9 protein-coding genes are annotated in these 13,075 nt (G+C 48.0%); all 9 read right to left on the reverse strand.

Annotated features, from left to right (window positions below; translation table 11 throughout):
• Nucleotides 1-17: 17 nt before the first annotated feature.
• Nucleotides 18-1,307 carry an amidohydrolase gene (locus GC098_RS06135; protein ID WP_171641951.1) on the reverse strand — a complete coding sequence of 430 codons (1,290 nt, stop codon included), beginning with the start codon at nt 1,305-1,307 and terminating at the stop codon, nt 18-20.
• Nucleotides 1,308-1,554: 247 nt separating this feature from the next.
• Nucleotides 1,555-2,316, reverse strand: coding sequence for a sugar phosphate isomerase/epimerase family protein (locus GC098_RS06140; protein WP_171641953.1), 762 nt, complete (start codon nt 2,314-2,316; stop codon nt 1,555-1,557).
• A gap of 17 nt (nt 2,317-2,333) precedes the next feature.
• On the reverse strand, nt 2,334-3,398 hold the full coding sequence (locus GC098_RS06145; protein ID WP_171641955.1) for a Gfo/Idh/MocA family protein: 1,065 nt from the start codon (nt 3,396-3,398) through the stop codon (nt 2,334-2,336).
• A gap of 46 nt (nt 3,399-3,444) precedes the next feature.
• Nucleotides 3,445-5,451: a carbohydrate-binding protein gene (locus GC098_RS06150; RefSeq protein WP_171641957.1), complete on the reverse strand. Its 2,007-nt coding sequence runs from the start codon at nt 5,449-5,451 to the stop codon at nt 3,445-3,447.
• Between the two features lie 22 nt (nt 5,452-5,473).
• A complete protein-coding gene (locus GC098_RS06155) occupies nt 5,474-7,921 on the reverse strand; it encodes a golvesin C-terminal-like domain-containing protein (RefSeq protein WP_171641959.1) in 2,448 nt (815 codons plus the stop codon).
• Nucleotides 7,922-8,015: 94 nt separating this feature from the next.
• Nucleotides 8,016-9,536 carry an extracellular solute-binding protein gene (locus GC098_RS06160; protein ID WP_171641961.1) on the reverse strand — a complete coding sequence of 507 codons (1,521 nt, stop codon included), beginning with the start codon at nt 9,534-9,536 and terminating at the stop codon, nt 8,016-8,018.
• A 62-nt stretch (nt 9,537-9,598) separates the two neighbouring features.
• Complete coding sequence (locus tag GC098_RS06165; RefSeq protein ID WP_171641963.1) at nt 9,599-10,459, reverse strand: carbohydrate ABC transporter permease; 861 nt, start codon at nt 10,457-10,459, stop codon at nt 9,599-9,601.
• The gene (locus GC098_RS06170) at nt 10,453-11,373 is read right to left on the reverse strand and encodes an ABC transporter permease (protein ID WP_171642016.1); all 921 of its coding nucleotides are present in this window, start codon (nt 11,371-11,373) and stop codon (nt 10,453-10,455) included. The genes GC098_RS06165 and GC098_RS06170 overlap by 7 nt, the downstream gene beginning before the upstream one ends.
• Nucleotides 11,374-11,594: 221 nt before the next feature.
• On the reverse strand, nt 11,595-13,073 hold the full coding sequence (locus GC098_RS06175; protein ID WP_171641965.1) for a response regulator transcription factor: 1,479 nt from the start codon (nt 13,071-13,073) through the stop codon (nt 11,595-11,597).
• Nucleotides 13,074-13,075: the final 2 nt, after the last annotated feature.

Genomic DNA, 13,075 nt, shown 5'->3' on the forward strand with positions numbered 1-13,075 from the left:
GGCGGAGGTTCATAATCTTAGATTCCCTCTACGATCCGTTTCGCGCGAACCGTTACTTGTTTTAAAAGTTCATCTTCATCAATCGTTATTAATTTACGGTTTTTCATGAGCACTTTACCATTAACTATCGTTGTATTAACGTCGGCTCCATTAACACTATACGCAAGCAGCGACTCAACATTATGAATAGGCTGTAAATGCGGTTTGTTCATATCTATGAGAATTATATCCGCTCTTTTCCCAACTTCTAATGTTCCTACTTCATGATCTATGTTTAACAACTTAGCACTTCCTTTGGTCGCCATACGTAAAACTTGACCGGCGGGAAGCACTGTCGGGTTGCCATAATCTAATTTCTGCAACCAAGTAGCCGCCTTTATCTCCTCAAACATATCAATAGTTGTGGCACTTCCTGCTCCGTCCGTCCCCAGACCGACAGTGATGCCCTGATTAATCATTTCAAAAACAGGTGTAATCCCACACCCTAACTTTGAGTTACTTACTGGGTTATGCGCTACTCCTCCACGCATCCCTTTCAAGAATCTAATATCCCGTCGGTTCAGATGCACACTATGGGCTAAGAGAACATGTAATCTTTCAAAGAGACCTTCATTATACAAATATTCCGTGGGCGTCTGATTGTATTTTTCTTGAATTTTAGTTACTTCTTCCTTTGTTTCGGCTAAATGGATATGTATGGGAAGGTTCAACTCTTCTGCAATACTTACGATCTCCCTTAATGCTTCTGGAGGGCACGTATACGGTGCGTGGGGGCCCAACATAGTTGAAATCCTACCTTCAGCTTTTCCATTCCAACGTTCAACCAGTTCCAATGCTTCTGTTAACCTTCTACCTCCATCGTCCTGAAGAAAAACCAACCCTCTCGTTAATGAAGCACGCATACCAACTTCTTGTACCGCTGAAGCAATTTCGTTCATATGGATATACATGTCGGCAAAAGCTGTTGTTCCTGATTTGATCATTTCTGCCATCGACAGCTTGGCACCCCAGTATATATCTTCAGGCGTCATTCTGGCCTCAGCCGGCAGCATTTTTTTCTCTAGCCAATCCATTAATTTTAGATCGTCCGAAAAACCTTTTAACAAACTCATCGGGGTATGTTGATGGGCATTAATCAAGCCAGGCATCGCAATCATTCCTTCTCCCTGAATAACCTCGTCTACCTGATCTGTCATTTGAGTCCCCAATTGTTTGATCTTGTCTCCTTCAATGAGTATATCGCCAGTAATGGGCTGATCATCATCGATCATCGTAAGTATGGTTACATTCTTAATTAATGTTTTCATAAAAAAACCTCCTAATATCTATTGATAATTAGGAGGTTAAACTATGACGTTAGGTTAATGTCAACGACTTTTAAAATACGTATAACTAACATAATGAACAAGTTCACATTCATCCCAGTTGATCCTAACATATTAGAAGGAAAAATATAGATGAACCGGAAACCTTGTTTTCACGGGACCTCCTGCTCCTTATGAAATGGGATTAAAAGATACGGTTCGGACCCCTTTTGGTCCTGCCTGTCATTTACTAAATAATTTGGCTAATGAGCTTTGTCAGATTGGTATAGCTGGTCGACACGCATCCCATCGGATCCGTCCGGCACATGTCCTGCTCCACCACATACCACTCCACACCGTAAGCTTCTCCCCATATCAAAATCGGGGCAAAATCAATTACTCCCGTGCCGACTTCCGCAAAGGTCATCTCTTCGTCGTCTGTCATATCCTTCAGATGGACTATCGGCATCCGACCTGCATAAGGCCGAATGAATTCAAACGGATCAAGCCCCGCCTTCTGGATCCAATACACGTCGATTTCCGCCAGGATGCGATTATCGAAAGCAGGGTTCAACATGTAGGCTAGTGCAGATTGGCCATTAATCATCGTTTCGAGTTCGAAGGCATGATTATGGTAGCTGATGCGAAATCCTTCGTCCTCCCACTGGGAGGCAACTTGATTCAGCTGTTGTTTGATCTCCGCATACCCTTCTTCATGTCGCAGAGACGGCTTAATAAAAGGACAAACGATATCTGACGTGCCGAACAAACGAGCATCCGACACCACCTGGTCCGTGCGATGCACGATATCGTCAAGACTGACGTGAAGCCCGGCAGCCTTCAATCCCGTTTCTTGCAGAACAGCCTTCAGCTCCATCGGATCGTAATCGTGAAATCCGGCGAACTGGACACCTGCCCATCCCTGCCTCTTTAATTCTCTCAGAACACCCGGGAAATCCGCTTGGCAAGCCTCTCTCAGCGTGTATAGTTGTACGGCAAGCTTATGATACACACCACATGTCTCCTTTTTTACAATCTAACTTCCGCACCCAATTCGGCGGACTTGTACAACGCAGATAATATTTTTATCATATCGACGCCATGCTGAGGAATTATAATCGGATCTTCCCGACCCTGCACGACTTGGACAAAATGCTTGATATGTTCGCCGTGCGCATCCACCGTGCGATTTCCCATTATCGGCTGGATATTGACGAGCTGGCCAGCCGTTTCCCCAAACAACTTGAGCTCCCCCTTTACTAAGCTTGCTCCGGCCTTCGTACCCCGCAGCTCGAGGAATGTCCCTTCTTCCTGCACGTTCGACGCCCAACTGAATTCAATCTGCAAGGTCGCGTTGTTGTCGAAGCGGATGAAACCAGTCGCCAAGTCTTCAACATTGAACGTGCCTTCCTCCTTCTTCTCCCCAAACTGACTATGCTCGGAATCGGACAGATCTGTTCCCGCAAACTTACAGTAAGTGGCTCCGGAGACGGCGACCGGCTTCGGGTTCCCCATCATCCACAGAGCAAGGTCGATATAATGAACGCCGAGGTCGATCAGCGGTCCGCCGCCGGACAGCTCCTTCGTCGTGAACCAGCCGCCCTTGCCGGGAATGCCTCGGCGGCGAAGCCACCCGCAACGGCCCGTATAAATTTCACCCATATGGCCTTCGTTGATGTATTGTTTCAAATACTGTGAAGCCAGTGTGAATCGATTATTCCGCATCGTCATTAGTACTTTGCCGTTAGCTGCAGCTGCCTCAGCCATTCCTTGCGCTTTCTCTGGAGTGACGGCATCCGGCTTTTCGCAGAACACGTGTATGCCCGCCTTCAGCGCTGCCACCGCAACCTCCGAATGGTAAAGATTCGGCGTACAAATATCGACAGCATCAATGTCCCCATGACGTAGCAGCTCCCGATAATCCGTATACACGAGTGCAATGCCGTGCTCGTCGGCAAGCTTTTGCGCCCGCTCCTGTACAACGTCGCACAAGGCGACGACCTCAATTTCTGGATGCTCCAACCAGGCAGGCAAGTGCGCTGACCTGAAAATGTTACCTGTTCCAACAACACCAAGCTTTAATTTACGCGACATTCCGAGTGCTCTCCTTTATTTTTCATGGTCTCGTTCCGATAATGTCTTAATCCACGCTCAACTTGGTTAGCTTGACATAGTCCAACAGTAACGTGTACCCCGAGCTGCTGGCATTCTTGCCGACAACCTGAAATTTAAATTGTTTATTACCCGCCGTACTGAAATAATAGTTGCCTAGATCCTTCTCCACATAAGCGGTGGAAGCCTGATACTCATCCTGTTGGCTGCCGAAATTCGCTGCGTCGATGCTGAGCTGATAGATACCTCGATCACTGAAAGGTTTCGATCTTACTTTGATATTGTACGTGCCTGACAGAGGGATATTGACCGTATAGGCAACGTAATCGCCCGCTCCATTCGCATTAAGTTTATCTCCTGCGCTTCCACTCAAATTAGCGTCGTTCACAATTGTAGTATGCGTGTCCCCGGTGGATACGGTTGTTGCTAAATCTTCAACTTCAGCTTTTGTTACCGTAGGGATAATTTGCGTTACATTGCCTTTCACATATTGGATCTCTTTGGTGATCGTTATTTTGACAACTCCGTCAATCGGGGCAACTGTTTTCGTATTGCCCATCATATCCGTTACCGCCAAAGAGCTGTTCGTCTTCAGGTAAGCATTTTGCGTAGAACTGTCCGTCGTCCACATTGTTCGGATTACATCTGCGCCCTTCGAAAATGTATAGCTCGCAATAGATGAACTGATATTGTCTACACTGCCAAAAGTCGTGTCCGACAACTGTCTCGTTAATGCGGCGTATGCAGAGAAAGCCTTTTTCGGCACGTACGCACCTTTCGGATCATTTGGATTTCTCACGAGACCGCGACTGTTATCCACGTTAGTTGGATCATATATTTTGTCTTGCAGATTGTAGAAGCTCATCAGGTTCAGACCATTCGCGTAGCCGAGAATCGTTTTCTGAGCATGGCGATATGCTTGGATTTCTTCAGAGAAATTTACTGTAGATATGCCGTTCTCCGTCATATCCATGGGGATGGTCACATTGTTGTTATAGAACTTAATACGATTATTGAAATCTGTTATATCGCCAGCCAGAATATTGGGGTCCGTATTATAGTTATGAAACGAGAACTGATCCATGTAACTCAGCCCACCTAAGCTGAAAAGCGTATTTGGGAATGATGTATTAGCCTTATATGTATTGGCAACTACACCGCCCATTATTGGTACATTCGGAGCCGCATTCTTGACGACAGGATAGGTAGCTTTCAACAGCTCGAAGTACGCTCCCGGCCGCTGCTCCGGCGTCAGCCCCGCTGTGTAAGTCGCAATGTCCGGCTCATTCCATACTTCCACCCATTTGATTTGACTCGGATAACCTTGAACAACAGCTTTCGCGTAATTGGCATAAGCCGTGAGTGCTTCCGTACTTGTTGGGTAATTGCCATTATCGTACAAGGGATTATTCAATGCAGCCGTAAAGATCATAGACAGATTATTTGCAGTAAGCGTACTCATAAAATTGTTGTGATACGATTTGAAGTTATAAGTTCCTTTGGTCGTATCTTCAATATCGGACCATCGGAACGAGTCTCTGATATATTTAACGCCTAGTTTCTTCGCGATGGGCAGCAAAACAGACGCATCTTGAGCTATTCCATCGGTCCGGGCCGCATGCGTCTGCACGGAGAAGTGGGAGCTCGTCACTTGGCTAAGATCGAAGTCCGATACGACGGCAAAAGAGGTTACCTTCTGAAGGGTTACGGCGCCGCTGCTGTCTTTCGCTTTGACGAGCAGCTCAAACCAGCCGTACTTGTTCGGACTAACTGTAATGACAGCCGCTCCAGAGCTGACGGGCATGGTTCCACTTTCCACTGTGTTACCCCAGTAATCCGTGTACGACCAATCGACTGAGACTCCGTCTGTTTGCACAATAAATGTCTTCGCATCGTTTTCATAGAAAGTATTTCCCGTCACGCTCTGCACGATCGTCAACGACGCCGCTAAAGCCGGACTGCTCCCCAACAAGCCTGATAAAATAATTGTTAAGCATAGGATAACGCTGCATAAAGATTTACTTCTTGTTAACATTAGATACACCCCTTCTCAACGATTAATGAACCCATTCGAACTTGACGGCGTCGGCGATGGTGAAGCCGTGGTCGGCTCCAGTGATTTTCACAAAGTTTCCTGTCCCTGGCGTTAGATGATACGTTCCGATTAAATTCCACATCCCGCCATCCACCTTCTGATTCACGGTCTGGCCAGTGTCCGTGCTGGCGCCGTATTGAATAATCAATGGAGCGGCGTCCGCCCTGTTCGGTCCGGAGGGCCACCACATATAAAGCTTGTAATCCCCTTCAAGCGGAATGTCAGGCGTCCACATGGCCCAGCTCGTCAGGCCTGCCTTAGAAGATTTGTAATGAGCATAGTCCGTTCCATAATATCCCTTCGGTTTGTCGCTCGTAGACCAACTTGAATGGAAGGAAGCATTGAAGGTAGCCCCGCTGTCGGTATTATCCACGATAATATCTTGATCCACGCTCAACTTGGTTAGCTTGACATAGTCATACAACAGATTGTATCCCGTGCTGGCGGCGTTCTTGCCGACTATTTGAAATTTGAATTCCTTATTGCCCGCCGTACCGAAATAGTAGTTGCCGAGGTCAGTCTCTACAGAAAGAGAGGAAGGCCGGTATTCATCCTGCCTACTCCCGACATTCGTCCCATCGATGACGAGCTGGTACGTGCCTCGATCGCTAAAACGTATGGATTTTACTTTGATGTCGTAAGCGCCCGGCTGTGGGATATATACCGCATAAGTAACGTAGTCATCCACTGCATTCGCATTCAGCTTATCCGCGCCGGTTCCGCTGTAGGTGCCCGCCGTTCCCGTAATCAGAGTATGGCTGTCTCCAGTGGAAACGGTCGTCGGCAAGCTTTCTACTTCAGCTATAGTCACCGTCCCTGTTGATACATTTGGAGCGATTCGGGTGATATTCCCTTTGATATATTGAATATTTTGGTTTAATGTCAATTGGACAATGCCGTTAACAGGCGTATGCATGCGCGAATTTCCCATGATATCGCTAACCATAAGCGGACTGTTGGTGTGAAGAGATACACCTTGCGTCGAACCGTCAGTCGTCCACATCGTCCTGATCGTATCGGCGCCCTTCGTAAAGGTGTAACTGGCGATCGAGGAGTTGCTGATAGTGTCTGCACTGCCAAAAGTCGTATTCGACAACTCTCGCGTTAATGCGGCATACGTGGAGAAAGCCTTCTTCGGCACATACGCGCCTTTTGGATCTTTCGGATTTCTCACTAGGCCGCGACTGTTATCTACGTTAGTTGGATCATATATTTTGTCTTGCAGATTATAGGAACTCATCAGGTTCAGACCGTTCGCGTAGCCGAGAATCGTTTTCTGAGCTTGACGGTATGCTTGGAATTCTTCGGAGAAATTTGCGGTAGATATGCCATTCTCCGTCATATCCATAGGAATGGTCACGTTGTTATTGTAAATCTTTAAACGATTATTGAAATCTGTTATGTCGCTCGCTAGAATATTGGGGTCCGTATTATAGTTGTGAAACGAGAACTGATCCATGTAACTCAGCCCGCCTAAGCTGAATAACGTATTCGGGAATGATGCATTAGCCTGGTATGTACTTGCAACTACGCCGCCTATAATCGGAAGATTCGGAGCCGCATCCTTGACGACGGGATAGGTAGCTTTCAACAGCTCGAAGTACGCTCCCGGCCGCTGTTCCGGCGTCAACCCCATTGTGAAGGTTTTAATGTCTGGCTCATTCCATACTTCCATCCATTTGATTTGACTCGGATACCTTTGAAATGCCGCTTTCGCGTAATTAGCGTAAGCTGTAAGTGCTTCCGTACTTGTTGGGAAATTGCCATTATCGTACAAGGGATTATTCAATGCTGCCGTAAAGATCATAGAAAGATTATTTGCGGTAAGCGTATTCATAAAATTGTTGTGAAACGATTTGAAGTTGTAGATTCCTTTGGTTGTGTCTTCAATATCGGACCATCGGAAAGAGTCTCTGACAGATTTAACCCCTAGTTTCTTCGCAATGGGCAGCAAAACGGATGCATCCTGAGCGATTCCATCCGTCCGGGCCGCATGCGTCTGCACGGAGAAATGGGAGCTCGTTACTTGATTAAGATCAAAGTTAGATACGACGGCAAAAGAGGTTTCGGTCTGAAGGATTACAGCGCCGCTGCTGTCTTTCGCTTTGACGAGCAGCTGAAACCAGCCGTACTTGTTCGGACTTACTGTAATGACAGCGGAGCCAGCACTAACCGGCACAGTGCCGCTTTCCACCGTGCTACCCCAATAATCCGTGTACGACCAATCAACTGAGGCTCCGTCTGTTTGCACATTAAATGTCTTCGCATCGTTCTCATAGAAAATGTTACCCATCACGCTCTGCACAATCGTCAACGACGCTGCTTTTACAGGACTGACTCCCACGAAGGAAGCTGCGATGACAGTCGTCGCAACAACTAGACAGCATACAAATTTTACACTTTTCAACATCATATACACCCCTTGTATTTGATATTTGCCCATTTGACCAAGCTTAGCCGAAAGCAAGCTGCGGACTAAGCTTGGGAGCCATGGATTGCGTGATTTACTTGATCAACTCCAGTTCCTTTGCTCGCTTCTGTGCTTCGTCTTGCAATAATTTGTATTTGAAAGTAGTATCCAGCGTATTGAGGAATTCTGGATATTCCGCGAGCGAACGCTTGCTGTAGAGGAATTTGATTAGCTCCTCGTTTGCGTAACGACCAGCATCGGCGGCGTTGTGGCCTGCAGGAGGCAAGACTGAACTTCCGAAGCTTTTGATTCGTGCGAGCGTCAACGAGAACTTGATCATCGGCTCTTCATTTGGAAACTTAGTCTTCAAGTACTCTTCGTTTGGACGACCTGTAAACTGATAATAGTGGAAATAGTTACCTTCCTTGGCCATCAGTTCTGTCAGCACAATTTTGCCATTCTCGACCTTGTAGTCTCTGTCTTGGATGCCGTACATAGCCAGCTGATTGCCTTCTTTGGTGGATACATAATTCAGCAGATCGAATAGTTTCTGCAATTTCTCTGGCTGCTTCTCGAGCGACTTCGGAATCGCCAACAGACGAGAGGGCTTTTCGGAATCGAAGGAGCTATCGAATTGACCTCCAGGTCCCTTCGGCGGAGCGATCTGAATCCACTCGGCTTTCGCATTGATTGTCTTGTATTGAGTAATGAATTCCTGCTTGCCCATGTCGGTCCAACTGGAATAAACAATACCCGCTTTACCTTGGAACGCTTGATCTCGGCCCATGGTTCCCTTATTGGTCATGATCTGCGGGTCGACGTAATTAGACGAAATCAGTTTCTGAATGTAGCTGAGCGCATCCTTCATTGACGCGTCGTGATAAGAGTCGACAACTTTACCATCTTTGGTGTAAAACGCTCCTGGCAAACCCACACCATATGCACCTAAGATGGGTGAGAAGGCGGAGAAATCCATTCCATTGCCAGTCATCGCAAACGTATCTTTTTTGCCATTGCCGTCCGGGTCGTTCTCAGTAAACGATTTGGACACGGCCATCAAATCGTCCAGTGTTTGTGGAACCTGCAGCTTCAGATTGTCCAGCCAATCCTTGCGAATCCAATAAGAACCAAATGGAACGTCGGCTATCCGGGTAATGGCGTAATTTTTACCGTTGATTACGCCCTTCTTCAGAAGAGAAGGACCCATGAAATCTTTAGCTTGCTTCAACTTATTGTCCAAATACGGAGTCAGGTCGAGCAGCAGCCCTTTCTGCGCAAAATCATTTAACGTCGTTAAATCTAGCAGCATCATATCTGGATAATCGCCTGCCGCAACCCGCACCTTGAGCTGGTTCAAGTATTCCGTTATGCCCTGCGTATACGACATATCCATATCGATGCCAAGCTTCTTATCGAGCTCCTTCTTGATAATGTCGTTCTCTGGACTAGGTACGCCAGAGCCTTCCTGCATAATTTTCAATTTCACTGGGGCCGTATTGACGGGCACTTTTTCTTTGCTTGCCACGCTGCCACCGGTTCCCGTGCTGCAACCAGTCGCAACTAGTGACATGGCAAGAACGGCTGCCGCTGCTGGCATGATCCATTTAATTCTCATAGATGATTCCCCTTTTCCTTTTCCTTTTACGTATGAATATATTGGACCGGCTTTACCCGGAATCAACCTTTCACAGACCCAAGCAGCATACCTCGGGTAAAATGCTTCTGCAGGAACGGATAAACGGCGATGATCGGAGCACTGGCAACAACGATGGCAGCCATCTGCATGGTAACCGTCGGTACAAGCTCATCCGGGTTATCAAGCGGCTTCTGCGACTGCATCAGAAGATCCCTTACCACCACCTGCAGGGGCCTGAGATTTCGATCTGAAATATACATAATGGCCGAGAAGAATTGGTTCCAATGACCAACCGCATAGAACAAGCCGACCGTCATGATAGAAGGAATCGCGAGCGGAATGACGATGCTGACCAGCAAGCGAAGTTCCTTTGCACCGTCCATTCGGGCCGCTTCAAACAACTCTTCTGGCAATTGTTCAAAGAAGCTCTTCATAATGAGTACGTTGAAGCTCCAAATGGCTGACGGCAGAATGAGCGCCCAGACAGAATTGAGCAAGCCCGTTGCCTTGACGACGAGATAGGTCGGAATCGTTCCGCCACTGAACAACATCGTGAAAACAATCATCAACAGAAACCAATTGCGATATGGCATCCCTTTGCGGCTGAGCGGATAAGCAAGCAGCAGGGTCAGGATCAAGTTAATCGCGGTACCAACGATCGTAACGAATACTGTGATTTGCAAGGAGCGGAGGATGCCGGCCGTCTCCCAAATTTTCAAGTAGGCAGTGAAGGTGAACTGCTTCGGGAAGAGAATATAGCCGCCATTCTTCAGCACTTCCGCATAAGGCGTTACGGAGACGGAGACGACATAGAGTAAGGGGACTACACACAAAAGGCCTACGATCGCAAGCAGCATGACGACAAAAGTGTTGAAAATACGATCATTGCGACTCGTTACCATATGCCCTGCCCCCATTTCTTCGCCAATGCGTTGGAGCCAAGCACGAGAATGAGACATATGGCCGATTTGAACAGGCCGACTGCAGAAGCAAGGCTGAAATTCAACTGCTCAAGCCCCGTCCGGAACACCCAAGTATCGAGAATATCGGCGACTGGGTAGACTTGAACGTTATAGAAAATGTAAATTTGCTCAAATCCCGCATCCAGAACGGAGCCCAGCTTCAGAATGAGCAGCAGAACAATCACGTTCCGGATGCCTGGCAATGTAATGTGCCAAATCATCCGCAGCCGGGATGCCCCGTCGACCCGAGCAGCTTCATAAAGAGTCGGATCGATGCCTGCCATAGCTGCTAGATAGATGATTGCGCTCCAGCCTGTATGCTGCCATATTTCCGAGCCTACCAGCACGCTGCGGAACCAATCCGTTGAAGTAAGGAACGGTATCGACCGACCGCCGGATTCAACGATCCAGCGATTGAGAATCCCTGAATTCTCTGACAACAGCATTAAGCAGATGCCATAAATAATAACCCACGATAAGAAGTGCGGCATGTAGCTGAGTGTCTGGATCGCCGATTTGAACCAACGTACCCGGCATTCATTGAGTAGAATCGCCAACGCAAGCGGTGGGAACATACCGAAAATGAGCTTGTAGACGCTGATCAGGAATGTGTTGACGAGCAGTTCACTGAAGTAAGGCGATTCGTAGAACACCTGAAAATGCTTGTACCAGGGATCCGCCCATGGACTATTCACGATCCCCTCCAGGATATTGTAATCCTTGAATGCGATAACAACGCCGTACATAGGTACATACCGATAAACGATATAGTAGATTATTGCGGGCAGCATCATGAGATAGAGCGTCTTGTAGGAACGTAGCACTCGAAAATGACGGGCTCTCTTGCCTGTCATTTTCGAAACTGCCGAAGGGATTGGATGGATAGGTAACTCGTTCATAGGTCGCCTCCTTTACGTAGAAAGTCTGTTTGTTTGGCCTGCTTTCACTGTATCACGCAAGACTTAAGCGACCTATGAACAAAACCCACTTCACTATGCACATTTCCCACTATATTAAAATTGCCCTGTTCTCCAAGGGGGAGACAAGGCATTTTGCGTTCTCACATCTCATCATTTCAATCGCCACGACGGTAATCGCTTGGTGTCTGATGGGTCCATTTTTTGAACGTACGGTAGAAATAGTTCGGATTCAAGAAGCCGACGAGTTCACCGATCTCATTCACAGGCACCTCCGTAAACCGCAGCGCCTCCTTCGCTTTCTCGACACGGATGCGCTGTACGTATTGGATCAGCGATTCTCCGGTCTTTTTATGGAATAAACCGCTCAAATATTTCTCGTCCAGCTGGACCATCTCGGCCATCGCCTTAACGCTGATGTTGCGATCGTAGTGATCTTGAATATACGCCATAATCCGATTCACCTCGGGATGATCCGTCTCACCTTTGCGGCTTAACGAAAGGGTGAGCAGCGAATCGACCGCCGCCGCCATTGTACGTAAACATTGCGCATGCGAGGAAGCTCGAGTCACTTGGCTTTTATGATAAGCAAGCGCCTCACCACGGCCATCCGCGATAATATCCAATGCGCGCAGCGCAAACGTCTTTACGCCGTACCACGAGATACGGTCTCTTTCCATATCTGTCCAAGCCTCCTGCAATAGCGGCATCATGCCGGAAGGACCACTCCGGCCAAGTTGACGCAGCCGTTCGGATTCGCCACGCCAGAAGGCGCTCGGCAATGCGTCCTCGGAACCCGATATGACGCGGAACCACCCCGGTTTGCCCGAATACCAACTGGCGTCAAGCCGCCGGAGTGCAAGTTGCCAATCGCGCGTAAACGAAGCATACGTCCCTTTCTCTAAGCACGACACAGCGAACGGTATCTGTCCGGGACGAGGTATGCCGCTTAGCCATCTTGGAGGTTTGGAACTCCAAAGAAATACCGACGTCATCCCGAGCGCAGCGTATTGGTGAGCAAGCGGCGGAGTGTGCCATTCCATAAGCTTCCAAGAATCGAGCAGCTTAGCATCGAACCCTTCGCCTCCATCCAGCGCCGTACAAATGATGACTTGCCCCCAAGCATCATCCCTCGGCTCCTGCATTGCCGAGGATTCTGATACAACTACACTGCTTTCTCGCAGGTTGCCGTTCATAATCGCTTCCCACTCTTTCGGGTAAGCCGTGTACAGCTCTGTGTGCGAGCGTTCCTGAGCCCGTTTCGTCAGTTGCCTGCTTACTTTGTCGAGGGTCGTTTGCAGCGACTCTGGACTCATCGATAATTTGAGTAAGTAGCCGGTCGCTCCGTACTCAAGCGCCTGCTGAGCATATTCAAATTCATTCATGGCGGTGAGCATAATGAATACTCCGTCGAAGTCCTTCTCCCTTGCTTGACGCAGCAGCTCTAGTCCGTTCAAGTTTGGCATCACGATATCGCTGATGACGAGGTCCGGACGGTGACACTCCATCTCCTTCAAGGCCCGCTCCCCATCCTCCGCTTCGGCGACGACTCGGAAACCAAACGCTTCCCAATCGATGATTCCGATGATCGAACGACGTACGATCGCTTCATCCTCAACGAGCAAGACTTTCCACATTT

The sequence above is a fragment of the Paenibacillus phytorum genome, from assembly GCF_013141715.1.
GTDB classification, from domain to species: Bacteria; Bacillota; Bacilli; order Paenibacillales; family NBRC-103111; genus Paenibacillus_E; species Paenibacillus_E phytorum.